This is a genomic window from Bacillus sp. MMSF_3353 (assembly GCF_030733445.1).
Taxonomy (GTDB): Bacteria; Bacillota; Bacilli; order Bacillales; family Bacillaceae_G; genus Bacillus_A; species Bacillus_A wiedmannii.
The window spans coordinates 1-23,489 of sequence record NZ_JASHJA010000036.1; the positions used below are offsets into that span (position 1 = coordinate 1).

Sequence of the window (23,489 nt, forward strand, 5' to 3'; positions counted from 1 at the left end):
CTATGAACTATAACTAATATATTTCGTCTCACACATGTAAACACTCTTTTCTTCAGTTGGGACATATACTTTAAACTTTTCTAAACGTTTTCCGTAAATATGAATAGTGACAACGCTTTCATTTTTAGCTATTTCAAGAATATGACAATCAGCTGGTGGAATGACTTTATCTGTTTCTCCTTCTCCCAAATAAAGATTTCCTGTATGTGTTAAATAAACAAGTGAATTTTCAAACTGCTTCGTTTGTATAAAGTTTTGCACCATTATCCTCCCTGTAAAAACGCCTTCTACTCCCCATGTACCATCATGATCATGTAAAGGTGTAGATTGTCCATCTTTCCATACAAGAGCTAATACTTCAAAACGATTAAAAGGATCTTCATATAACAAATGTCGTGCGTATTGAGCCGAATTCGCCTTCTGTTTTTCTAACGGAAGCCATGTTTTCTTTTCTAAAAGTTCTTCTAGTAATTTTTCAATCGCACAAACAATTTGATCTTCTAATAAATTACTATCCATTAAATCCGTTACAGCTTTAATAAATGTTTGAAACGTTTTACTTCCATTACACGTTAACATAAGCGTCCTCCTCCATTCTTTTTCACACACCTCCATACTAAATAACTAACTAAAATTTTACAATTGAGAAATAAAGTGAAACTTTAATCAGTGGGGGTTTTGTTCATCTCCCACTGATTATTAGTTGAACCAATCGGACGTTTACTGTCCGTTAACGCGGGATAAAAAAACAAGGTACAGTAAATTTGTACCTTGCTGATCGATTTACCTATTATTCAAAAGAATAGGTAAGTAATTTAACGTTTGTTCATTTTCCAATAGACATTTTTCTAAATTGAACAATGGAGATAACTCTATTTTTTCAAAAGCATTTATGAAAGTTCTTAATGCAATCTCAGCTTCTAAACGTGCAAGTGGTGCTCCTAAGCAAAAGTGTGCACCTTTACCAAATGTTAAATGCTTTTCATTTCCTATTCGGTGTATATTAAATTTAGAGGCTTGCGAAAACTTTTTCTCATCTAAATTTGCTGCACTTACCCACGCAACAATCATTTGATCCTTTTTCATAAAAGGCCCAAATATATTTGTATCCTCTGTAATCCTCCTAGCTAATGTAACGGGAAAGCGATAGCGCAATACTTCCTCAATTGCCTTTGAAATTAATTTAGGTTCTTCTCTTAATTCTTTATATGTCCCAGGTGAATCCACTAAAAAGCAATAAAAGCTATTAATAATTAAATTAGTAGTTGTTTCATTGCCTGCCGCTAATAAACCTAAAGAAAAAGTAACAATTTCTTCATCTGTTAATCTTTCGCCTTCATATTCAGCTCGTATTAAATCCGAAATAATATCATCGGTTAAATGGTACCTCTTTCCCTGAACAATCGGTAGAAGATATGCTTTAAATTCATTTAGTGCTATACCCTTTTCCGCATCCAGATCACTAAACTTTTCTTTACTATACGGCATAAATAAAATATCAGACCATGCTTTAATTTTTTTACGGTCCGTTGTTGGCACTCCTAATAAATCGGATATGACGGTAACAGGTAAAGGTGCAGCAAACTCTTCAACAATATTAACCTCACTATATTTTTCGATATGTTCTATAAGTTCATTTGCGATTGCCTGTATTCGGGGTTTCCATTGTTCTAAACTTCTTGGAGTAAATGCTTTAGAAACGATAGAACGTACATTGCGATGTTCTGGTGGATCCGTAGAGTTTATATTTATCCTAGTTTCTAAAGGAGGGATTGCGAATTGTCTTCGCTCCCTTCTACTTGAAAATAAGCGATAATCCGATAAAACTCGATTTACATCATCGTATAAAAAAACATTCCATACATCTTGCTCTTCATCGTAATGTACAGGGTGATTATCCCTCATAAATTGATACCACTCATACGGATTCCACAATTCTTCTTTTGTTTTCAGCTTTGAAATTTCATGAACTAAAATCACATTTTCCGGCGAAGCCATAGTTCTTTCCTCCCTTTTCTTTTACAATAAAAGTGATAGGTCGGTAGTTCAAAGTTGTATAATCTAACATATGTTATTTTAACATATACTAAAGGAGATTTTTTATTGGAGAACTTGAGAAATATATAAGGGGGATTTTTATGTACGTTGACATTTTACTATTAGCAGAATTAACAACTGGACCAAAACATGGATATGAAATAAAGAAAAATGTTCAAAACCGGTTAGGTGAGAATTTCGAATTAAATCATAACACACTTTATCCCGCTCTTCGGCGCTTCGAAAATATGGGTGCTATAACGAAAAAAATACATAAACAAGTCGGAAAGCCAAACCGAAATATGTACGATATAACTGAAACAGGTGAAGAAATTTTTTCAGAGATGTTAAGAGAGTTTCCTGAAAAAATTGCGACAAATAACGCTGAGTTCCTTGTACGTATCGCTCTATTTGAAAAACTTGATTACGAAGGTAGAAAAGAAATTTTAACAATACGCCAAGACGTACTACATAAACAGCTTACTGCTATTCAATCTTTAGATGTTAGCTCATCTTTTATTACAGAAGTTATTGAATTTAGTAAATCACGTATAGAACACGAATTACTCTGGATTACATCACTTATGAAGAAAATATAAAAATTAACAAGAAAAGTTAAAAATAATGAATGAAAATGAGATTTATTATCAATACTATAATTAATAAAAGGGCAACCACGATTTGGCTACCCTTCAAAAAATTTATACTTCTGGATCGAAAGTTTTGCAATCTGTTTCTTCCGTAGTTGATGCATGTTTCCCTTTATGACTTACTACATAAATTGCATCTGCACTACATTTATTGCCGTTAGCCCAAAATTTACAGTTGTTTACTTCACATAAAACGTCTTGTGCCATAGTATCACACCTCCTTGTTCTATTATCATTAACAAAATTCGGAGGTATGATACTCTTTGTCATGCATTTTTTATTACCTTTTTAGCTTTCTTAATGGTTCAATATTTCCTTGTACAATAGCATCTATATTTTCTGTTATTTTTTCAATGTCAAAATGCCACCATTGAATTTGCAATAACTCTTCTACTATTGTATTTGTAAATCGTTCCTTTATTTTATTTGCAGGGTTTCCGCCAACAATTGTATATGGTGCGACGTCTCTAGTCACAACAGATTTAGCTGCAATGATTGCACCATCTCCTATTTTTATTCCAGGCATAATCGTTGCATCCATACCAATCCATACATCATTTCCTATAACTGTATCCCCTTTGTAAGGTAAATCAGACAAATTAGGTGTATACTTCTCCCACCCATTTCCAAATATATTAAATGGATATGCCGAAAATCCATCCATCCGATGATTCGCTCCGTTCATAATAAAGGTAACTCCATTTGCAATACAACAAAACTTTCCAATAGTAAGATGATCTCCAAGAAATTCATAATGATGTAATACTCGATCTTCAAATGTTTCTCCATCTTTCGCATCATAATAAGAATAGTCACCAACAAGTATATTAGCTTTCGTTATTGTATTTTTTATAAAATGGACATTTTGATTTCCTTCAATAGGATATTTAACATTTGGATTAGGATTCATGTTGTACAGCACTTCCCTTACCATTTATTTCACTTTCTACCGCTATTACTGGCTTTAAATTGTATATAGGTAAAATAAATAATAATCCAATTATAAATAGTAAAGCTGTTCCCTCATACATCGTACTTAATGAGAACACCTCTTTTAATGAACCGGCTACACTCATTGTTACTACCATTGAACCGGTAAATAGTGGACTTAAAATGCCATTTACACGACCGATAAAATCAGTATCGCTATTTTGAATAATGAGCGTATTAATACCTATTTGGATACATGGAAGAGCTAACCCACTAAAAAGTTGTGCTGTAAGTGTCACCCATAAATTCGTTGAATAACCTATAATACCAATGCCGATCGCCTGACCGAGCATCCCTACAATTAACATCTTTTGCGGAGCTACGTTTTTCGCAAATACCATCGCTAAAGCTCCGCCAACAATCATACCCGCGCCATTTACTGTTAGTAACCATTGCAAACTCTCTTTTGATAACCCTAACTGCTCAGTCACAATAAATATACCTAATGGCTGAATCAATCCTATACCTAGTCCTGCTGCCATAAAACAAAGCCCAAGCAAAGTTAATGCTTTTTTCTTTTTCACATATTTAATACCATCCAGCATCTCCTGTAGTAGCGTGATTTCTTTCTTCTCATTATCATTCTCAAGATCTTTCGGAAGAAATAACAACACAGCAGCTGCCAGTAAAAAAGCGATACCTGTTATGATAATTGAAATATAAATTCCAAAACTATGAAAGATAAATGTTCCAAGAATCGGTCCTAACACCATAAAAATCGCAAATATTGTTTGATATATAGACATCGCTAATTGAATTTGTTCCGTTGATAAATGCTGTTTAAACAATTTCATCCCTGATGGTTGAGAAAACTGCGAAAGGATTGCAGAAATAAGCGTGACAAAAAACACGATTTTCCACGTTCCAAACATTAGTGTAATTAATACAGCGAATACTGAAATAGAACTTAACGTCTCACACCATATCATTGTCCTCTTCGGCTTCCACCTATCAGCAAAAGTTCCACCAATGAATGAGAAAATAAAAATGGGCGCAAATTCAGCAACTGAAATCATTGAAATAGCAAAAGCATCACCTTTCGTCATTTCCATTACATACAGTAATACGGCAAAGTTTCGAACCCATATTCCAATTTGTAAAAATAATGCTGAAGCTAAAATTCCCTGTACAAATCTATTTTTCAATACTTGTGATACCCCATTATTTTGTTTCGTTACTACATTTGTCGACATAAAAAGGCCTCCTATTTCGTGTTCTGAACAGGAGGCAGCACAAATCATATAAAAAGACTATATATTCGCAGAGCGAAATACATCCCTTTTCTATAAATGTACAGACTAACCCTATTCAGAAGAATATTTCGTTTTTTAACGAAGATCTCTTACAAATAGAATTAGTTGATCATTGGGATGTGTTCACCCTTCCGTTTCGAATTTAAATAACACATACATACTCTATGTAAAGCATTTTCGATGTATGCATGTCTTAAAATAAATATTCTAGAATGTTAATGGTAATTCCTCTAAAGAACGCATTAAATAATTACCTTGCCATTTAATATCTTCACGATTTCCTTTTAATTGCAAAGCAGGCATTCGATTAAACAAAGTAGTAATAGCAATCTTTGCTTCCAACCTAGCAAGCGGAGCGCCTAAGCAGAAATGGCTACCATGCCCAAATGCAATGTGACGATTATTCTCCCGAGTAATATCGAATACATCTGGGTTTTCAAATATTGTTTCATCGCGGTTTGCCGAAGCTAATGCAATGACAACCATATCCCCTTTTTGGATTGTTTGTTCGTGAATTTGAAAAGGCTCAGCTGCCCATCTTGCAGTTGTAACCTCAACTGGAGAATAATAACGCAATCCTTCTTCAATTGCAGAATCAATTAATTTTGGATTACCTTTTAATAACTGTAATTGATTTGGATTTTCAAGAAGTGCTAATACCGTATTCGTAATTAAATTCACTGTTGTCTCATGCCCTGCTACGATTAATAGCATTATCATTGAATATAGCTCTGGAGCACTAAGTTTATGCCCTTCATTTTCTGCAAGTATTAGCGCACTAACCAAATCTTCTTTTGGATCTTTTCGTTTTATATCAACTATATATTGAAGATATGTAATAAACTCAGATAGTTGTTTTTCGGTTTCCTTTATTTCTTCAGGTGTTTCTGGCGATGCAATGACAGCATGAGACCAAATTCTAAATTTCGCTTGATCTTCTTTTGGAATACCAAGCATCTCACTAATCACAATGATTGGTAAGGGGAATGAATAATCATCCACTAGATTTAATGTACCTTTTCGCTCTATCTCTCTTATTAAATCATCCGCTATTCTCTGAATTCTTCCGTCTAATTGTGTAATCATCTTCGGTGTAAAAGCTTTTTGAACTAAAGATCGTAAACGACTGTGATTAGGTGGATCTGAATTTAACATGTGCGTTGTTAAATGATCACTATTGTCAACGGAAAGATACATGTTCGTTGTATCTTGAGGAAACACATTTGCCGCATCTTTTTTTAAGCGATTATCTTTTAGAAGTGGCAATGCATCTTCATATCTTGTAATGAGCCATTCTTTACCGATTTCAACTTCATTTACAAATAATATAGGTTGCATTTTTCGCGATTCTTTATAAATTTCATATGCATCTTCTTTAAACTGCGCTGAAGCCAAATTAATGCCATCTTCTATTCTTTGCCCAACTTTATTTTTCATTGACATTGTATTCCCTCACTCTCATTTGTTTTTAAAAACCAACCAACATATGCATTATACTCTAATAAAAACGTGAAAATTGTAAATTTTTAATCAAAATCTTACTTCATATATTGAAAAATAAAAAAGTGAGAGAGTAAGATCTTTCTACTCTCTCACTTTTCTTTATGCGAAGCACATGAAATTACTAATTTGTTGATAGCGATAACTTACTTTACGACGACGACCACCTTGCCAAGTGTAACCTGATACTCCGTTTCTTCTCACTTCAGTCGGAAAGAACCATAAGTCTCTCCCGAAAGGTCCTGGACGATGTAAACGTAAAAATCCCCATCTTCCTAGACAGTTACACATCCATGATTTCATATTTCCTGGTTGTGCTGGCGAAGCAAATGTGGATGGTAACGATGGAGCTTGAGATGGTGGTGGTGACGTTGGAGCATCTTCCGCATCATCTGGTCTATAATCTTCTTGTTCCATATCTCTCACTTCATTTACAGATTCATACCCGTAGTTTTGTGGATTATAATACACCCCTTGATCATATGGATAATTTTGCTGGTTATACATATTAACAAATCACCTACTTTTCATTCAGTACCTTTAACATTCATATGTGATTTGCCTCCTATAGGAAGCTTATGTATAGCCTAAATTCAACAAAAAAATAAAGCTCGTATTTTAAAAATACGAGCTTCTTCATAATCGGAATAGATGTATTATTTTCTTAATTTCACACTATAAAAACGCATTTCATCTAACGAACCTTCAAATTCAAATACTTCTTGTTTAATTAATTCCTTTAAGCGATATTCTAAAAACGTATCGCCAACTAACTGCTCTACATGACCAAGTGCTTCACCAATTACCCTAGGGGCTTTTAGGAATTCTCGATCAGCACCAATACTTTTCGCACATTCAATAATAAATTGATCAAAATAATCTTCTTGTACAGAACGCACTTCATTGTCTGTCCAAACTCTTAAAAATTCCGTACTTTTCGATAGACTATCCCACTCATGTTCAAACTGCATACGTTTCTCTACAGTTAAATATGGCAATTCTACAAAACTTTTTTGAATTAGAGCTAAACTTTCAGGTGCTAACTCTCCAGTTCCACGAATAGCATACTCTTTTTTTAATATTTCTTTACTTGCTTCAGACGTATTAATAACGCGAATGTTTTTCTTATCTTTTAATTGCGCCATTACAAAACATAGACCTACATGTTCATGTGCGTTATTAGCTTTCCAAATTGTAATAGGTGTTTCAATAGGAATAGTGTGTAGTTCTTCCATAGTTTCTAAAAACCTTGGTAAATACTCTTCTTCAAAATAATTATCATAAGCAGTTAAATTGTTTACTAACCATTTCTGTCTTGCAAGTTGTCCCTCATTCATATGTAGCTTGTTTATCGGCCCAATTGAAAAGAATTCAGAAAAAGCGACAACCCTCTCTTCCAATTGTTCTTCTTGACTAAACATATATTTTAAACATCCAGCTGTTGAATCATCAAACGCAATATGTACGTGTGAGCTTTCTTTTACATTTCTTATATATGATGTATTACTCGTTAGTTGCTTAGGAATATCCATCAAATTTTTAATTGCATCTTCACTATAGTTTTCTTCTAATAAATTCAACTGAATAAGAATACTTTGAAGTAAATGTTTTGCTTCATCTTCGTACATATCCTCTACAACATTTTTGATTTTATCTATCATACAAATCCCTCTATTCATTTCATAAATAACGTATATTATAGTGTATCATTTTAGTATCATTCTTTTAAAGTTTTTTTAAAGTAAAAGCATTTATTATTCAGATTGCTACAGCTATCCACATTTTCAAAAAAATCTCTCCTACAATTCTTAATTACTAAATATTCTTTTGTAAATCCCTTTATTTAAATGTATACTTATATAGAAAATAAAAAATATAGGAGCTATATGTATGGAGAAAGCGATTACTACTTATAAACATTATTTGAAAAATTGGAGATTTATATTTATTTGTATATTACCTACTATCGCCTTATTATATGTTTTCGATGTCATCTTTGAATTACTATTTCATCAAGATTTCTATTTATCTAACTTAATTTTTGCTATTATTTTATTTTTAATATTTATGAGCATCAAAGATATGTTTAAAATTGAAAGTTAAAGAGCCGGATAAAAAAAGAGCACCCTGCAATCGGATGCTCTCATGTGATAGAGGTTTTTTCTGAGTATTAAGTAGGACACGAAGGTCTTGTCCTACAATATAATATATGCTTGTACTTATTTTATTGTGCATCTATTAAACATCAAATGTATACGTATTGCTAAAAATTCTGCTCATTTATTAATTGTATAATTATTATATTTACACATAAAAAACATCCCTATGGATGTTTTTTATGTACCGATTTTTAAGCTTCCATAAACTTAGCCGGTACACCAATTTTTTCAACTACAGAAGATATATTAGTAGGATTAATCATTACATTTTCAATACTAACTAATTTATTTTCTAATAGTCCATTCTCTGTAGTAATAAGTTCTTCAAACCGATCTAAAGTCATCGAGAATTTGTGTTCACTTCCGCCATTCATACAGACTTTAACATACTTCATAGTGTCACCGCCTTTCATAATAATCTATATTTCGATAAGAAGACGCTTACATCCTTTTTATTTACTACTAGATTTCTCACTTTTACTCCTTGCCAATTCACGTTTATTTATTTTAGAAAAAGCAGTTACTATTTTATGTTCACGTTATAATTGCTAGTAAGAATGCTAAAGATAAAAATGCACAAAGTGGTATATATAAAACAGTATCCATTTTAGCAAAATACGTATCTTTTTTTCGCTTAAAGATGCCAAAATAATGAAACTCACCAATTACTCTTATAAAAAAAACAATCATACAAATCCAGGAGCCCAATTGAACGATAATATTAGGAACTCCGAAATGAACAACATTTGTTTGTTGTAATAAAATTATTGCCGCCATACTTAATAATAAAGCAATGAACAATGTCATTCCTACACCTGGTATAAACGCCTTTTCTCCAGATTTTGTTGGAATGACACTATTTGTCGCCCACTTACCTCCGAAAGCCCAGTAAACATGTAAAAAGCTAACTAAAAATAATATACAGACAGAAATATATGTAATAATAAGCATTTTGTCCTCCCATTATTTTATTTAAGTCCTTAACTTTAGGGTATGCTATAAATTCCTCATTAGCAATCTATATAATTACATAAAAAACCCTTCAATGATAAATCATTAAAGGGTTACTCAAATATCTTATGCATTATACCTATTTCTACGACGTTCCATCCTCGTTTGTCCTTGAGCAATACCTTCTTTATATGGATCTATTTGCTCTGTCATTTCATATGTTGCAGCTTGAGCTGGTTCTTCGTAATTATGCTCACGTATTTTTTCTGGCGTATTTCGTTTTGATACTTTTCCACCAAACTTAAATAATTTGATCTTTAATTTCGGTAATCTAGGAAGTGGAATCTTAAATGATAATTTTTTGCGCTTCTTTTTTTGTTGAAATAGATTTATATTTTCTTTATTATCATCCTGCTCTTTACGATGTAATAACATCGCAAGTAATCCACCTAATATAAGTCCTCCAACTAACAGTAGAAGATATAAGTAATGACTTGTCATTAAACTCGACATACGTTCAAGTATGACTAACGACTGTACTTCTTTAATATCCCAAAGTAAAGCGGCCCATAATGAGAATAAACCGAAAGTAAGTCCATATGTACGAAAACGGAATAAACATGGAATTAAAGCGATACAAGCGGCGATTTTCGCATTCCCTATTATTGAACTTGTTGAAATATCTTGATGCCAAATGACTAACAGCAGTGCTATAAATGGCGCATACGCTATCCAACTACATATACGTGAATATATTTTTTTCGCAAAATAGCTACCGAAACTAGTAAAAAATAAAAGGCCTCCGATATATAAAGATTGTTCTAGTGGGATTTGCTTCATAATTCCTGCAACTGGAAAGAGGCCGCTTAATAGCATTAATAACACATCTAATTTCTTCACAATTCCTCATTCCTTTCAAATTTCTTTTGAATCAATTCATATTGCTTTTCCATATGATGTAGATTTTGTATTTCTAAAAAATATCTTAATCCTGTATGTAAATAAAGTAAATACATAAAAGAAAAGATACATGACAAAGGATATCCTTATTTACATGAAAAAATGACAAATCCTGATCAATATAACGAGCAGGATTTGTCTACTATTATTTAAAGCAAAATAATTGAATCTTTCTTTTCTATTTTCATTATATCTACATCCAATTCATCATCAAACTCTTTAAACTCTCTTGCATCTATATCAGTCATATAGCTCTTTATTACTTTCGCCATATGCATAGAATACGGCATATGTATATTTTTTTCCTGAAGCATACTTGAATTACAGCACATATAGTGTACCATTTTAGCGATATAATTCCTTTCTACAGGTTTTACACCTAGCGTTAATATTTCAAGTATGTATCGCTGCAATGTTTCACTACCATTTAGCGTATATTCGCCAGTGCTATAATACATCCCTTTTTGATCTACATATAAACTTGTACCTTTAGGAGCATCATCACGTTCTATCACACCGTATTTTGGTGTATCAAAAGATGTATTTATTCTTATAATGTTTAAATTAGGGACCTTTAGCGCATCAGGAACAATCTCCGGTAAAATATCTATATCAATTTTTTTATTTTGTAACTCTTTTATCCAATATTTTCTTAAATTCGCATCAATAATAAAATATACTTGCTCATTTTCCTCTTTTGCATGTTGTAAAATTTCTGTTAATGTTTCAGAAACAAATTGTTTAAATTGAATTCCCATATCATTTCTTTTTGAAGGTTGTGGTAAAAAGGTGTTGTGTTTATTTACATTTAATAACAAATGATCAATCGTTTGCCAATCTGTATTCCCGTATAGTTTATATGAAATTTCTTTTCCTTTTATTTGTGAAAAAATAGGTAAGAAATCAAATTTCGAGATTCGCTCAATTGATAAATTAACATATGTACAAGGTAAATTTATTTTATTCCAACTACGTTTCAAAAATCCTTTTTGTTCTAATAAACTAAGGATACAATTAATAATTGTTGTACGAGATACACTTTGGCCAATAAATAAATTAATAAATGCTGAAATACGGTTAGTTCGTGCAAACCCTTCTCTAACGATTTGCTTTGGATCAATTTTTTCACGCCCATCACAATTTTCCATTGCGATTAACGCCAATGTCGCATCATTGCGCTCACCTGCAGTAGCATAAACCGCTTTCATAACATCCTCTACTAAATTTGTTTTGTATTTCTGGCAATATTGCATTTTATATGGATTTTGTAATACTTTTTCAATATTATATCTTACTATTTTTAACAATACTGGAGAATCTGCATTTAATACATATAACGACTCACCGATTTGAGCTAACAAAATTTCACTTTCAAATAACGCTTGTTCAACTTCCAACGATATTTTTTCAGACCATATTTCTAACGTTATAGTCTCTAATCCTTTTGGTGCAATTAAAGGGAATAATTCATTTTCATTATTTGTTGCTAGTTTCTTACATTCTGGTAGTAATGTGAAATCAGTGAATTTTTGCTGAAACCCTTTAAATAAATACTCTCTTTCCTTTACTTTTATACCAGGTTTTATTTTAGTACCTTGAACTTTATATATTCTCTCATTGTATGGAAGTAACACCCTAAGATTTTCTCCTAGCATATAATCTTTCGGATATTGAAGGATATGCTCTAATTCAACTTCTCCTCCTATATGAAAATCATCTTTTAAATTTCTAAATATCTTTATCCACTTTATACCGTTTGTAGCTTGCTGTACTTTTAGTTTTACAAACCGAACTTTTTTATTATTCGATGCAAATTCTGGAGTAGAAATTAAAATCATGCCTCGTTTTCTTCTCAAAAGCAAAGGAATATCTGGATGGTTATATTCTTGATATTAAGACTAGTTTTATAGGCATTTCGTATAAGTATGATTTAACTGATTAAAGCTATTTTCAAAGACGATATATCAGCGATAATTTATGTCTATTCTGTATAAGTGTTAGCAAGTTCGTTTGCAAACTTGTTAGCACTTTTTTATTTTATTCTGTTAAAAATCTTCATTGTATTTTTTCTTTTACACATCAATCATAATGCCACTATGGTCAAAGGCATTGACTACTTTATTTAATTTGGATTAGTCCACATGTGGCATTATATACATTCTAAAAAGTATGGTTTTTTCCAGAACTCCCCATGTAACTTTCATCAATTCTGTTTTATGGGCTAATCTTGAGAAAATATTAATCGAACAAAAAAATAACATTTTTTCAATTTACTGTAATTATAATTAAAGGTATTCTGTTAGCCTTATACAGATGTATCCGTCGTTTTATTCCATGTATGAATCTAGTTTGGCTATCCATAGAATATTCCACATACCATTGAAAAAGGGGGAAGGTTTATGCAAAGAGTTTTTAAGTTCCTGTTCATATCCGTTTTTTCTTTTATTTGTGTTTTGTATGTTCAAACAAACGCTTTTGCCGCACCAGCATACGATGGAGCTGTCAAAATGAAGCAGCCGTCAGGCGAATCTTTTGAGGGCACGTTACATGGTGATGAATGGTTCCATTGGGTAAGTACAAAGGATGGTGACGTACTTTTACAAGATCAGAAGGGATATTGGAATTACGCTGAGCTTACATCAGATGAACTGAAATTGACGGGGAAAAAATATAAAATTGATAAGAAGCCTTCGATGGCGATAAATGAGAACAATTTGAACAAATGGATAAAGAAATACAACCCTCAAGCAAAGAAAAAACAGGAGTACATGAATAAATTACAAATAGAAGCACCAAAAAATATAGATGGAACTGTCACTCCAGTTTTAGGAAATAAAAAATTGCTTGTTTTGTTAATTGGGTTTACAGATGTTGATATTGCATATAACGATAACGATTGGAGTAATAAATTCTTTTCTACAAACCAAAAGTCAGTAAAGAATTACTATAATGAAGTAAGTAATGGAAAAGTACAAATCACTCCAGCTTCCGAAACATATGGTACGCAAAATGATGGGGTAGTTAAAATAAAGTTAGACTACGCTCATCCGAGTACATCGGGAAAAAGTATGGGAACGGTTATAACAGATGCATTGGCTAAAGCTGATTCCCAAGTGAATTTTGCTAGTCTTGATACTAATAATGATCAAATCATTGACTCCAAAGATGGTTTTTACATTGTAACTGTTCTTGCTGGTAATGAACAGGCTAGTGGCGGTCCACTTCCAAATATTTGGGCACATCAATCATATGCTCCTAATACAAATCAAGATGGTGTTACAGTATCAGGCATGTATACAGCGCAGGGTGAAAAACAATATGGTCATATGGCGACAATTGGTATACCTGCTCATGAGTTAGGACATTCTTTTGGTCTTCCAGATCTATATGGCGACAATAACCGTGTGGGTAGTCTAAGTATAATGGGGAATGGAGCTTGGAATAGTCTTCCAGGGGAAGAGTATGGAACTACGCCAGATCATATGGATGCTTGGTCCAAGGTAAAACTAGGCTTTGTAACGCCAAATGTAGTAAATACCAGCAACAATTTTACTCTAAATGCGATCCCAAATAACTATAATGTGTTAAAGATTCCTTTAAAGGATAATACGTATTTTTTAGTTGAGAATCGCGCAAAGGTTGGGTATGATGCGAGCTTACCAACTAATTCTGGTGGTATTGCGGTTTGGCATATTGATGAATCCATGAATAATAATTCCAGTGATCCTCATCCTTTCATTGATATAGAACAATCCATCAGCGAATACCAAGACCCTTTCTTTTACACGAATCAAAATCATGCTGCTACCTTTAGTCCAGACACCAATCCGAATAGTAATACCTACACAGGAGAAAAATCAGGAGTAACAATTACAACTACAAGTACAAGTAATTCTGCAATGAATGTAGCAGTCACAACAAAAGAAGCTAGTTTAATTCCACAAACAAACTGGACACTAAAATATGTAGATAGCTATAATTGGTACAATTTAGGTACGTATGCCTTTGATGGAAACAAAGACACATTTTGGCATACAAACTGGAGCCCCGTAGCTCCAATGCCACACGAGATTCAAATTGATTTAGGTGCAACCTATAACCTCTCCAAATTTAGCTATCTGCCAAGGCAAGACGGCCAAATAAACGGAACGATTAAGGACTATGAATTTTACATTAGTAGTGATGGAGTGAATTGGGGAACAGCTGTATCTATAGGTGCTTTTGCCAATAATACTAATTTGAAGGAAGTCAGCTTTGCAAACAAGACAGGTCGTTATATTAGACTACGTGCATTAAGCGAGGTAAACAATAATCCATGGACAAGTGCGGCTGAAATCAATGTATTCGGAGTGGCTCAATAATATATTTGTGAGGGTATCTATTTAAATCATTGATACGATATTTCAGAAGGTTATCATTCGCTGAGAGTTTCATTCAGCCTTTGATAACCTCTTTATTTTGCCAATATGTAAAAAACAAAGAATGATAAAATTGAAAATATGATATACCAAAACACCCTGCATGTTTGAAGCATGCAGGGTGTTTTTTAGTCTTTGTTTTTCATAATGTAAGAAACCAGACGAAGGATCTCCAAGTATAACCATACTAATGTCATCATAAGCCCTGCTGCACTGTACCATTCCATATACTTTGGTGCTCCACTATGAACACCATTTTCAATTGAATCGAAATCTAGTAATAAATCTAATGCAGCGACAATAATTACAATTGTACTTATGATGATACTAATTGTCCCACCTTGGTGAATATATGGAACAGTCACCCCTAAGATGCCCAGTAAGAAAACAATAAAATACATAATAAGAATTCCAAGTGTTGCAACCGTTACAACCGCACGAAACTTTTTAGTCACTTTTACTATTCGAGCTGCGTATAACACTAACATGGCAAATAAAATCGAAATTGTTAGTAATACGGCAGTTAAAACGATAGAATCACCAAATCGCATTGTATAATATGCTGAAATACTTCCTAATAAAATACCCTGTAATACTGCGTAAATCGGTGCGCAAATTGGTGATATGCGAGGAATGAATATAACTATAAATGCGACAATTAGAGTAACTATTATAATTCCAATTAACACAGGTATTTTCATTGTCCCTTGTGTCATTTGTACGTATGAATAGACAGACGCTGTAAGAAGTAAGATAAGCAAAATGAATGTTTTTGCAATCGTTCCACCAATAGTCATCGTAGAAGCATTTGTCTTCTCTTTATGAAATTTTTCTTTTTTTAATATTGGATTAGTTGTTCTCATTTGTTCCTCCTAAATACACTCTACCTTTAAAGTGGATCTTTATATTTCTAATTTTTTATCAATGATACGCCCTGTAATAGCTGCCAGGACAATTATGAATAAGCAAGTAAAACATACATCTAAAATAGTAAATCCTTCACTAGGATACAGTGATGTGTCAATAAAACCATTTTTATCTATGAATTCCGTACTCTTTATAGGGATTACATATTTCTCTAATTTACTTAATAAATCCAGTACGACTGTTTGGATTGTTAAAAATAAAGCAAAGAAAATAACAGATAAAACCATCTTACTCTTTGATGACTTTATAGGAATCAACTTTGTAATTACCATTATGAAATAGCAGGAGATTAATATACTCATGAAATCGATTCCCCATAATAAAACAGAAAGTATGTGATGAAGAAATCCATATGCATATAACTCATGAAATTCCTGTTGGTATCCCCCGACTACTTTTCCACCGTAGGTACTCTGGGAGAAATAGTATAGAAAAATTAAACCTATTACTAGGAAAAGAATAAACATTAACGTGAAAAAGAATAAATTTGCATATATATACTTTTTTCCTGAGATGGCTGTATAACGTATCATGGTATTTTTTAGCATTTTATTGAAAGAAGGCAAAGCTATTAAAATCAGTAAAAATGCAGTGCTACCTATTATTGAAATAAATATACCTAATGTTATATCCTTTGTAAGCTGATTTGTAACCTTCGATAATCCCATCATATTAAATAAAAGAAGTAACGAAATAGTAATAAATCCAAAATAAAAGACGGCTATCTTTTTTCTATTACAATTAAATAAATAACGAAAAAGCGAATTCATTTCCCAAAAACCTCCTTAAATAACTCATGTACTGCTTTTCCATGATGAAAACGAATTTCTTCTACATTTTCATGCAATACAATACTCCCGTCTTTTAAAAAGATTACCTCATCAAATATATTTTCAATTTCCTCTATTAAATGAGTCGAAATAAGAATGGTACTATCTTCACGATAAAAGTTAAGAATTAAATCTAATACATGCTTTCTAGAAACAAGATCAATTCCACCCAATGGCTCGTCCAATACATATAACTTCGCTTTCCTTGAAAAAGTTAATATGAGTTGTAATATCCCTGTTTTCCCTTTTGATAAGATGCTTATATTCTCCTCTAGCGGGATTTTAAAGTTAGCCATTAATTCTATTGCTTGTTGTAGATTAAAATCGGCATACATATCTCGATAGAACAACAAGGCATCTTTTACAGTCATCCATTTTTCAAAAACAGGACTATCGGGCATAAATGAAACGATTTTTTTCGTTTCTAATCCCACCCTTTTATCTTTAATTGTAATACTTCCTTTAGAAGGGTAACGTAAACCAGATATCATTTTTAATAATGTCGTTTTACCACTACCATTTTCACCAACAAGACCGATAATTTTCCCTTCTGATATTGTTAAGCTTACATCTTGAATCACTGTTTTTAAATCATATCTTTTCAATAGATTTTCAATTTTTAATAATTCTTTCATTCATTCCCCTCCTTTTTCTTTTCCAAAGAAGAATGGAGTATTGAGAGAATCTCCTCTTCCATAAAACCTAAATTATTCATTCCATTTATAAAATTATCAAGCAACTCTTTAGCCATTTCTTTGCGTAGCTCTGTGATTTTTTCTTCATTCATTGTTACAAATCTTCCTGTTCCTCTACGTGTCTCAGCAACACCTTCCCGTTCTAGCTCTTGAAATGTACGTTGAATTGTATTTGGATTCACTTGTAATTCCCCTGCTAATTCACGTACAGCAGGAATTTTTTCACCTGGCGCCAAACGACCTGTTACAATTTCTTTTTTGATGTATTCCATTACCTGAACATAAATGGGGATATTAGGAGAAAACTCAGTTTTCATTTATTCCCTCCTCTGTATTAGTGTACTAGACAAATAGTACACTAATGAAAATTATATGTAAATAGTTATTTTGAAAACCATAATAAATAAAAGAGGAGTATAATTTCTCATAAACAACTGTAAAATATTAAAATTTTCGTTTTGAGGACACTTCAAAATCTTAGGTTGATGGCGTTTTGATATGAACTTATCGATTTTCGATGAACTAGAATTGTTTTCTAAAGAATTGTAACGATATATATCACTACAGAAGGACTGTTATTTTTTATTTCGCTCTTATATAATTGCAATCACATACACCTTCACAAACACATCGTACTTAGCTGCTAACTCTTCTAATCTCATTTCCCTATATTTTGTCACTGTAAAAAAATGAATGACTGGCACTTTCCCGTTATATTTCTGTTTATATATTTTTGTGAACTCTTCGTATTTTTTTATTTTCTCTTCATTCACTTTCATCTTTTGCGAACGATCTACCCTAATGGCATGAAGTACTCCTTCCTCATCTCGATATCTCACATCCGGAATAGTCTTTTTCTTCTATTTATTTTTTATATAGCGGCACTCCCATTAAAACAGCATAAAAAAATACTCCTCTTGAATCGAGGAGTATTTTTCTTTGTTATTGATCAGTGCCCTGATTCTTACCAACAGCTTGTGATTTTTTCGCTGCTGATTGAGCATTTTGTTGTTTTACTTGATTTACATTTGTTTCAGTTGCAAACTCTGTACCATAGCCAGCATTTGCATTTTGAACGCCAGCACTAGCAGCTTGTGATTTTTTCGCTGCTGATTGGGCATTTTGTTGTTTTACTTGATTTACATTTGTTTCAGTTGCAAACTCTGTACCATAGCCAGCATTTTGTTGTTTTGCACTTTGAATACTAGCACCGGAAATTGTTTTATTATGACCTTGTTGATTTTTATCCATTATTTGTCACCTCCACAACCGTTAATATAACCAACCTATCAAGAAGATATCCATACAGATTTTTTTAAATTGACACATATATCTCTTGCAGCAATAATCCTTTATTTAAATGCACAAGATATCCATCCATGGAGCTAATCTTTGCCATAGAATATGTAAGTCAATTACGTTCTTACATGGTAGATTTTTCTTATGAATTTTCTATTCAAGTTAATATAACACCACTTAACGGTATTCCATGTATCTATTGGTTTAAAAAATCCTCCTTCAAATAATTAACTGTAAAATTTCTTATTCACATACCTCTAATTTAGGGTTATTATTTCTGATAACCCTAAAATTGGAAATCGTACTATGATTACAAAATAGGCATTCTATATTTTGAAGTGCATTTACAAGGAGGAAAAACTACATGACAGTAAGCACTAAACTTAAACAAACTATTGCTGGATTAAAGGGTGCTCAAGCATGCCTAGAAGGATTTGTTCTTGATACTGATAACCAGCAAGCAAAACAATTATATAAAGGTGCAGCACAACAAACTCAAGAAATTATTGAATCTTTAAATCCTCGTCTTGAGCAAATTAAACAAGAAGAGCCTGAGTATAAGTAATAACGTAATACCTTTTACATAGAATATCGACCAAATGGAAGAGTGCTCAGCTTAGATAACGATTATCAAAATGCAATTATTACACGTAATATGTAAAAATCTCTAAATTAAGAAATAAACAGCCTTATTTGGAATGTAAAAATAACAATTCTATATAAAGGCTGTTATTTTTTGTTACACTCTTATATACTCGGAATCACATAGACCTTTACATATATATCATATTTTGCTGCTAACTCTTCCAATTTCTTTTCTCTGTATTTCGTTACCGTAAAGAAATGAATCACCGGCATTTTTCCATTATGCTTCTGTTTATAAATCTGCGTAAGCTCTTCATACTTTTTTAACTTCTCTTCATTCACTTTCATTTTCTGCGAACGATCTATTTCAACTGCATGAAGTATGCTTTCTGTATCGCGAAACTTCACATCAGGAATAATTCTTTTCTTCTCACCATTTTTTCTATATTTTATTTCTGTTTCAATTTGCCAGTCATCGGGACAATATAATTGTAACCAGGCTTCATTTCTCAGTATTGCATGCTCCATTCTATTTCTAGAAACAACCTTTCCTTCCCCTAGTAATGCATGCCCTTCTTTATTTAAGTAGTAAACATATTCTTTATAGTAAGTAACACGACTAATAAAAGGCTTTAAATCTTTCATAATACGATTTGCATTCCTTATACCACCCATATCATGCACACTCATCAAATGTCTTCTCGTTGCAAACTGAAGCTTTCTAATCGTCGCAAGTATCGCCATTTGACGGTTGATTTTCATGTGGCTCTGGATGTTCATGTTTTTCCACCTCATATTCTTTTAGATGTTTCCACATCATTTCATCGCTAATATAAGGAACTTGAATTTCAGTGAGCCGATCTGTTTTAAAAATCGCCCGCCCTGGAATACTCTCTATCGATTCTAATCCGGGTTCATCAATGACTACTTCAGATGCGGTTATGGATAGTAATCGAAATTTTTTGTAATCTATCTCAATATCCATTTACAACTAAATATTGATTTAATTTACAAACACGAATATACTATTAATTATTATATTTAAATTTAATAATTAAAAGGAGCTCACTAATGAAATTCAAACAAATTATTATAGCAGGCGCTGTTCTTGCTACATCAACGTTTACCTCTTTAACAAATGCACAAGCTGAGACTGGATTTCGCGATGTTCCTTCAGATCATTGGTCTTATAATGCAATTATGGATTTAAAAGAGAAACAGATCTTTGCTGGTTATGGAAATGGTATATTTGGTTTTGGTGATCCCATCACACGAGGTCAAGTTGCTAGATTGTTATATACTTATATGCAACCAGTGACTGATCCTACTGACCCTCCTTTCAAAAATCCATTCAATGATGTAAAAGGTACTATGTTTGAAAAAGAAATTTTAGCGATTGCTAAAGCTGGAATTATGAATGGATATGGTAATGGTAAATTTGGCCCAGATGATACTTTAACTCGTGAACAGTTGGCTGCTGTATTAAAAAAGGCTTTCAGATTAAGAACATCATCTATAACTACATTTGAAGATGTTGAAAAAAATTATTGGGCTACTGACGCAATCAGTGCACTTCAAGAAAATAAAATTGTAGTTGGAACAGGAAATAATATGTTTGAACCTAAAAAAATTGTAACTCGTGAACAATATGCACAGTTTCTATATAATGCAATTAATTTTGTAGAAGCAAAACCTGAATTACCACCGTTTGATCTCCCTAGCTCTATGATTACAAGTGAATTTCATTACGACAGTAGTAGCTGGACAAGCAGTTCACCGTTGCTAATAAATTCTGTATCTAAAGAAGCTCAAAATCTAATAACTAAAATAAACAATAATTATAATGAAGATTTCAAATACGAAAGCGTATATATCAGCGGCGGCCAGATGGGCGATGGTGAAAGGGTAGAATTACTTTCCTCTAATCCTAATTTAGGAAAGATTTATGATTATGGACAAGGGCAACTCTATTTAGTAGGTGAGAATGAAAATGATTTCATGATTACATTTATAATTGATAAAGCTACTGTAGAGTTAGCAAAAAATTGGATTACCTTAATAAATTCAGATTTAAATCTAGATAAAGAAATTAACGATATTGTTGCATTACCTTTCAAAAATTCAGGGGAGCGAGATTATCACGCATACTTAGATAAGGGTAACTACAAAATGGAGTTAGGCACAATGCTTGCATCAAATGGTTATGAAAGAATATACATAAATGTTAAAAGAAAATAATTAATAGATAAAAAAACAAGGTTTTCATTGGAAACCTTGTTTTTTTAATTCACTTTAGATATTCATAGTATCACTTATGCACATCTATCCATCCGATAAAGTAACAAGTAGCTAAACAGAAATATTTAATACATTATTGAACGGGTAGTTTACTCCAACTTATCCATTTCTACTTGGTGCCCATATTCCTCAGCTAATCCCACTTAATACGAAATAAATAAAAAAGCCGCCCAACAGGACTGTTTTTTTAATAAAACTATTCTTTTGTAAGGGAATATTTAACATATATAGGCTTCATTTACAATTAAGCAGATTCTATTTCACGCGAATATTATTATATTAATCTAAAGTTTCTGTATTTACATTTTTTTCTTTTTGTCTCATAATTTTAATTGGGAAAGGGAGGAAAAAAATGGTTCAAATCAAGGTAACACCTGAAATGCTAGAAGAAGTCGCAAATCGTGCAAGTAATACCAGAATCGCATTAGAATCTATACATAATAATTTATGTAATGAAATTGATCATTTGTGTTTTCAATGGATTGGTGCCTCTAATCAACAATTCATTCAAATGTTCAATGATGCGAGACCAAAAGCTTTTACATCTATCAATTCACTTATACAAGTGGAAGAAGATTTGAAACGAATTGCCGAAAAATTCCGCAATACAGATAATCAAGATGTTACAATGGAAAAAGGTGCAATGTGTGGACCACTATCATCAGAAAAAGAGGGTTTTGATGGTAAAAAACTAGCTAGGGATATAGCGGGTGAAATAAGTGGTGAGTATGATGTTCGTCGTGTTTGGGATGGTATTGATCCATCTACTGGCGAAAAACTTTCGGGGTGGGAACGTGCTGGAGCAGGTGTCATGGCTGTAGCCGGACTTACACCCTTTGGAAAGATAGCTAAAGTAGGAAAAGGAGTTAAAATGACTGCTAAGGCTACTGAGGCTGTAAATACAGCTAAAAAAGTACCTGTTGGGAAAGCCAGCGGGACTAAGTCAATTATTTCATCCGAAATGGAAGAGAAAATTCTTTTGGGACAGAGAAAAAATCCTAATAAAAATGAAATTATTGGAGGACATTCATCAAATATTAAAAATAGTCATCCTAATTATGCTACAGAGACGATTAAGGTCAATCCAAATGGTACGAAAGATATCAAATATACGACTCAATTCCCTGACGGGAAATTGGCTAAAATAAAAAATAGTACAATATTTCCAGATAGTTGGAGTGATACAAAGATTTTAGATAGTATAACTGATATAGGTAACTCTTCCCCGTTAGGTATTAGAGGGAGAGATGGAGCAACTTTTCATAGGGAAATTATTGACGGCGTAGAAATTGATGTAATAAAAATAGGTGACAATGTGGTTAGTGGATATCCGACAGGTCAAATTAATGCACCATTACCAGGTGGATTTACCAAATAGAGGAGGAACATAAATGTATGAAAAAGTAGATGCAGTATTATCTGAAAATAGCTCAGATAACTACTTCTATGATGATGAATTTATGTATGTACAAGAGTTGATAAGTGAATTTACTGAAAATGATTGGGATAAATTGCTTCAAAATCTAAAGGACAGAGATGATAAATATAAAATTAGATTAGTATATTGTATAGATGAAGATACTGGGATGAATGGATTCAATTTATTACTAGATTTACTCAATGCGAATGATGAATTAGCTGAATATGTAATAGACTCTTTGCGTTCTTTTAACAATGAAGAATATAAAAAAATAATCGCTTCCAACAAGCAAATAATGGATAAAGCAGAGAGTCTACTGAAAAAATCGAGTCTGCCAGTTAAAAGAATTTTAGAAGCATTTTTACAACAAAATACACAGTCTTAGTATTTATATCTTTAGAAACAGAATTGTTTAAACTAAATAAAAACGAACTCTATTATTCGATTGGCGTCAAATAATAGAGGATTGACTAGTAAGTGTATCACCTGAGATTCCCAGAAGCGTATGGCGTGAAGC

General features: G+C 32.5%; 24 protein-coding genes and 3 pseudogenes. 7 read left to right on the top strand and 20 right to left on the bottom strand.

The features are described 5' to 3' along the window. On the bottom strand, nucleotides 1-579 hold the full coding sequence (locus tag RBB48_RS28545) for a cysteine dioxygenase family protein (protein WP_088063592.1): 579 nt from the start codon (nucleotides 577-579) through the stop codon (nucleotides 1-3). Nucleotides 580-783: 204 nt separating this feature from the next. After that, nucleotides 784-1,998, bottom strand: a complete 1,215-nt coding sequence (locus RBB48_RS28550; RefSeq protein ID WP_088063591.1) for a cytochrome P450 — start codon at nucleotides 1,996-1,998, stop codon at nucleotides 784-786. Nucleotides 1,999-2,138: 140 nt separating this feature from the next. On the opposite strand from RBB48_RS28550, the gene RBB48_RS28555 reads away from it, so the two are divergent. Beyond that, on the top strand, nucleotides 2,139-2,636 hold the full coding sequence (locus tag RBB48_RS28555) for a PadR family transcriptional regulator (RefSeq protein WP_088063590.1): 498 nt from the start codon (nucleotides 2,139-2,141) through the stop codon (nucleotides 2,634-2,636). A gap of 102 nt (nucleotides 2,637-2,738) precedes the next feature. On the opposite strand, the gene RBB48_RS28560 is transcribed toward RBB48_RS28555, so the two are convergent. From RBB48_RS28560 to RBB48_RS28585, 6 genes are all read right to left on the bottom strand, one after another. After that, complete coding sequence (locus RBB48_RS28560) at nucleotides 2,739-2,894, bottom strand: DUF1540 domain-containing protein (RefSeq protein WP_000046089.1); 156 nt, start codon at nucleotides 2,892-2,894, stop codon at nucleotides 2,739-2,741. A gap of 73 nt (nucleotides 2,895-2,967) precedes the next feature. Next, nucleotides 2,968-3,597 (bottom strand): Vat family streptogramin A O-acetyltransferase, encoded by a 630-nt coding sequence (locus RBB48_RS28565; RefSeq protein WP_088063589.1) that lies wholly within the window; start codon nucleotides 3,595-3,597, stop codon nucleotides 2,968-2,970. Continuing rightward, a complete protein-coding gene (locus tag RBB48_RS28570) occupies nucleotides 3,587-4,870 on the bottom strand; it encodes an MFS transporter (RefSeq protein WP_098133338.1) in 1,284 nt (427 codons plus the stop codon). The genes RBB48_RS28565 and RBB48_RS28570 overlap by 11 nt, the downstream gene beginning before the upstream one ends. Nucleotides 4,871-5,137: 267 nt before the next feature. Continuing rightward, on the bottom strand, nucleotides 5,138-6,373 hold the full coding sequence (locus RBB48_RS28575; protein ID WP_088063587.1) for a cytochrome P450 family protein: 1,236 nt from the start codon (nucleotides 6,371-6,373) through the stop codon (nucleotides 5,138-5,140). A 159-nt stretch (nucleotides 6,374-6,532) separates the two neighbouring features. Then, entirely contained in the window at nucleotides 6,533-6,937 is a 405-nt protein-coding gene (locus tag RBB48_RS28580; protein ID WP_088063586.1) for a hypothetical protein, read from the bottom strand. Nucleotides 6,938-7,086: 149 nt separating this feature from the next. Further along, on the bottom strand, nucleotides 7,087-8,091 hold the full coding sequence (locus RBB48_RS28585) for a DUF1835 domain-containing protein (protein WP_088063585.1): 1,005 nt from the start codon (nucleotides 8,089-8,091) through the stop codon (nucleotides 7,087-7,089). A gap of 229 nt (nucleotides 8,092-8,320) precedes the next feature. On the opposite strand from RBB48_RS28585, the gene RBB48_RS28590 reads away from it, so the two are divergent. After that, nucleotides 8,321-8,533 (top strand): hypothetical protein, encoded by a 213-nt coding sequence (locus tag RBB48_RS28590; RefSeq protein ID WP_048547123.1) that lies wholly within the window; start codon nucleotides 8,321-8,323, stop codon nucleotides 8,531-8,533. A gap of 247 nt (nucleotides 8,534-8,780) precedes the next feature. On the opposite strand, the gene RBB48_RS28595 is transcribed toward RBB48_RS28590, so the two are convergent. From RBB48_RS28595 to RBB48_RS28610, 4 genes and pseudogenes are all read right to left on the bottom strand, one after another. Next, entirely contained in the window at nucleotides 8,781-8,984 is a 204-nt protein-coding gene (locus RBB48_RS28595) for a hypothetical protein (protein WP_000878362.1), read from the bottom strand. Between the two features lie 139 nt (nucleotides 8,985-9,123). After that, nucleotides 9,124-9,540, bottom strand: a complete 417-nt coding sequence (locus RBB48_RS28600; RefSeq protein ID WP_306008556.1) for a DUF3995 domain-containing protein — start codon at nucleotides 9,538-9,540, stop codon at nucleotides 9,124-9,126. 126 nt (nucleotides 9,541-9,666) lie between these two features. Further along, on the bottom strand, nucleotides 9,667-10,440 hold the full coding sequence (locus RBB48_RS28605; RefSeq protein ID WP_097908456.1) for a DUF3959 family protein: 774 nt from the start codon (nucleotides 10,438-10,440) through the stop codon (nucleotides 9,667-9,669). A gap of 209 nt (nucleotides 10,441-10,649) precedes the next feature. Beyond that, nucleotides 10,650-12,392 (bottom strand): annotated as a pseudogene (locus tag RBB48_RS28610) (RNaseH domain-containing protein); the annotation flags it as partial. A gap of 507 nt (nucleotides 12,393-12,899) precedes the next feature. Between RBB48_RS28610 and RBB48_RS28615 the strand changes: the two are divergent. After that, a complete protein-coding gene (locus RBB48_RS28615) occupies nucleotides 12,900-14,861 on the top strand; it encodes a M6 family metalloprotease domain-containing protein (protein WP_306008557.1) in 1,962 nt (653 codons plus the stop codon). A 185-nt stretch (nucleotides 14,862-15,046) separates the two neighbouring features. On the opposite strand, the gene RBB48_RS28620 is transcribed toward RBB48_RS28615, so the two are convergent. From RBB48_RS28620 to RBB48_RS28645, 6 genes and pseudogenes are all read right to left on the bottom strand, one after another. Next, nucleotides 15,047-15,781: a Bax inhibitor-1/YccA family protein gene (locus RBB48_RS28620; protein WP_306008558.1), complete on the bottom strand. Its 735-nt coding sequence runs from the start codon at nucleotides 15,779-15,781 to the stop codon at nucleotides 15,047-15,049. A gap of 39 nt (nucleotides 15,782-15,820) precedes the next feature. Beyond that, nucleotides 15,821-16,615, bottom strand: coding sequence for an ABC transporter permease (locus tag RBB48_RS28625; RefSeq protein WP_306008559.1), 795 nt, complete (start codon nucleotides 16,613-16,615; stop codon nucleotides 15,821-15,823). Next, the gene (locus RBB48_RS28630) at nucleotides 16,612-17,310 is read right to left on the bottom strand and encodes an ABC transporter ATP-binding protein (RefSeq protein WP_306008560.1); all 699 of its coding nucleotides are present in this window, start codon (nucleotides 17,308-17,310) and stop codon (nucleotides 16,612-16,614) included. The genes RBB48_RS28625 and RBB48_RS28630 overlap by 4 nt, the downstream gene beginning before the upstream one ends. Further along, the gene (locus tag RBB48_RS28635; RefSeq protein ID WP_306008561.1) at nucleotides 17,307-17,687 is read right to left on the bottom strand and encodes a GntR family transcriptional regulator; all 381 of its coding nucleotides are present in this window, start codon (nucleotides 17,685-17,687) and stop codon (nucleotides 17,307-17,309) included. Before RBB48_RS28635 ends, RBB48_RS28630 begins: the two co-directional genes overlap by 4 nt. A gap of 276 nt (nucleotides 17,688-17,963) precedes the next feature. Further along, nucleotides 17,964-18,257: pseudogene (locus RBB48_RS28640) on the bottom strand (replication-relaxation family protein); the annotation flags it as partial. A 55-nt stretch (nucleotides 18,258-18,312) separates the two neighbouring features. Then, nucleotides 18,313-18,621 (bottom strand): gamma-type small acid-soluble spore protein, encoded by a 309-nt coding sequence (locus tag RBB48_RS28645; protein ID WP_306008562.1) that lies wholly within the window; start codon nucleotides 18,619-18,621, stop codon nucleotides 18,313-18,315. Nucleotides 18,622-19,033: 412 nt separating this feature from the next. On the opposite strand from RBB48_RS28645, the gene RBB48_RS28650 reads away from it, so the two are divergent. After that, nucleotides 19,034-19,234, top strand: coding sequence for a DUF1657 domain-containing protein (locus tag RBB48_RS28650; protein WP_306008563.1), 201 nt, complete (start codon nucleotides 19,034-19,036; stop codon nucleotides 19,232-19,234). Nucleotides 19,235-19,416: 182 nt separating this feature from the next. Here RBB48_RS28650 and RBB48_RS28655 read toward each other — a convergent pair whose 3' ends face one another. Together RBB48_RS28655 and RBB48_RS28660 are read right to left on the bottom strand one after the other, a co-directional pair. After that, a complete protein-coding gene (locus RBB48_RS28655; protein ID WP_306008564.1) occupies nucleotides 19,417-20,034 on the bottom strand; it encodes a replication-relaxation family protein in 618 nt (205 codons plus the stop codon). Next, nucleotides 19,976-20,212 (bottom strand): annotated as a pseudogene (locus RBB48_RS28660) (FtsK/SpoIIIE domain-containing protein); the annotation flags it as partial. The pseudogene RBB48_RS28660 and the gene RBB48_RS28655, both read right to left, overlap by 59 nt. Before the next feature lie 113 nt (nucleotides 20,213-20,325). Here RBB48_RS28660 and RBB48_RS28665 point away from each other — a divergent pair. The 3 genes from RBB48_RS28665 to RBB48_RS28675 all read left to right on the top strand — a co-directional run bounded on the left by RBB48_RS28665 (nucleotide 20,326) and on the right by RBB48_RS28675 (nucleotide 23,357). After that, nucleotides 20,326-21,492, top strand: a complete 1,167-nt coding sequence (locus tag RBB48_RS28665) for an S-layer homology domain-containing protein (protein ID WP_306008565.1) — start codon at nucleotides 20,326-20,328, stop codon at nucleotides 21,490-21,492. 412 nt (nucleotides 21,493-21,904) lie between these two features. Continuing rightward, nucleotides 21,905-22,930, top strand: a complete 1,026-nt coding sequence (locus RBB48_RS28670) for a WXG100 family type VII secretion target (protein ID WP_088063579.1) — start codon at nucleotides 21,905-21,907, stop codon at nucleotides 22,928-22,930. A gap of 13 nt (nucleotides 22,931-22,943) precedes the next feature. Further along, complete coding sequence (locus tag RBB48_RS28675; protein WP_000273070.1) at nucleotides 22,944-23,357, top strand: hypothetical protein; 414 nt, start codon at nucleotides 22,944-22,946, stop codon at nucleotides 23,355-23,357. The last annotated feature ends 132 nt before the right edge of the window (nucleotides 23,358-23,489 follow it).

Bases quoted from the DNA above. Each gene is read 5' to 3' on its own strand.
- RBB48_RS28545 (WP_088063592.1), bottom strand. From the start codon at position 579: ATGTTAACGTGTAATGGAAGTAAAACGTTTCAAACATTTATTAAAGCT.
- RBB48_RS28550 (WP_088063591.1), bottom strand. From the start codon at position 1,998: ATGGCTTCGCCGGAAAATGTGATTTTAGTTCATGAAATTTCAAAGCTG.
- RBB48_RS28555 (WP_088063590.1), top strand. From the start codon at position 2,139: ATGTACGTTGACATTTTACTATTAGCAGAATTAACAACTGGACCAAAA.
- RBB48_RS28560 (WP_000046089.1), bottom strand. From the start codon at position 2,894: ATGGCACAAGACGTTTTATGTGAAGTAAACAACTGTAAATTTTGGGCT.
- RBB48_RS28565 (WP_088063589.1), bottom strand. From the start codon at position 3,597: ATGAATCCTAATCCAAATGTTAAATATCCTATTGAAGGAAATCAAAAT.
- RBB48_RS28570 (WP_098133338.1), bottom strand. From the start codon at position 4,870: ATGTCGACAAATGTAGTAACGAAACAAAATAATGGGGTATCACAAGTA.
- RBB48_RS28575 (WP_088063587.1), bottom strand. From the start codon at position 6,373: ATGTCAATGAAAAATAAAGTTGGGCAAAGAATAGAAGATGGCATTAAT.
- RBB48_RS28580 (WP_088063586.1), bottom strand. From the start codon at position 6,937: ATGTATAACCAGCAAAATTATCCATATGATCAAGGGGTGTATTATAAT.
- RBB48_RS28585 (WP_088063585.1), bottom strand. From the start codon at position 8,091: ATGATAGATAAAATCAAAAATGTTGTAGAGGATATGTACGAAGATGAA.
- RBB48_RS28590 (WP_048547123.1), top strand. From the start codon at position 8,321: ATGGAGAAAGCGATTACTACTTATAAACATTATTTGAAAAATTGGAGA.
- RBB48_RS28595 (WP_000878362.1), bottom strand. From the start codon at position 8,984: ATGAAGTATGTTAAAGTCTGTATGAATGGCGGAAGTGAACACAAATTC.
- RBB48_RS28600 (WP_306008556.1), bottom strand. From the start codon at position 9,540: ATGCTTATTATTACATATATTTCTGTCTGTATATTATTTTTAGTTAGC.
- RBB48_RS28615 (WP_306008557.1), top strand. From the start codon at position 12,900: ATGCAAAGAGTTTTTAAGTTCCTGTTCATATCCGTTTTTTCTTTTATT.
- RBB48_RS28620 (WP_306008558.1), bottom strand. From the start codon at position 15,781: ATGAGAACAACTAATCCAATATTAAAAAAAGAAAAATTTCATAAAGAG.
- RBB48_RS28625 (WP_306008559.1), bottom strand. From the start codon at position 16,615: ATGAATTCGCTTTTTCGTTATTTATTTAATTGTAATAGAAAAAAGATA.
- RBB48_RS28630 (WP_306008560.1), bottom strand. From the start codon at position 17,310: ATGAAAGAATTATTAAAAATTGAAAATCTATTGAAAAGATATGATTTA.
- RBB48_RS28635 (WP_306008561.1), bottom strand. From the start codon at position 17,687: ATGAAAACTGAGTTTTCTCCTAATATCCCCATTTATGTTCAGGTAATG.
- RBB48_RS28645 (WP_306008562.1), bottom strand. From the start codon at position 18,621: ATGGATAAAAATCAACAAGGTCATAATAAAACAATTTCCGGTGCTAGT.
- RBB48_RS28650 (WP_306008563.1), top strand. From the start codon at position 19,034: ATGACAGTAAGCACTAAACTTAAACAAACTATTGCTGGATTAAAGGGT.
- RBB48_RS28655 (WP_306008564.1), bottom strand. From the start codon at position 20,034: ATGAACATCCAGAGCCACATGAAAATCAACCGTCAAATGGCGATACTT.
- RBB48_RS28665 (WP_306008565.1), top strand. From the start codon at position 20,326: ATGAAATTCAAACAAATTATTATAGCAGGCGCTGTTCTTGCTACATCA.
- RBB48_RS28670 (WP_088063579.1), top strand. From the start codon at position 21,905: ATGGTTCAAATCAAGGTAACACCTGAAATGCTAGAAGAAGTCGCAAAT.
- RBB48_RS28675 (WP_000273070.1), top strand. From the start codon at position 22,944: ATGTATGAAAAAGTAGATGCAGTATTATCTGAAAATAGCTCAGATAAC.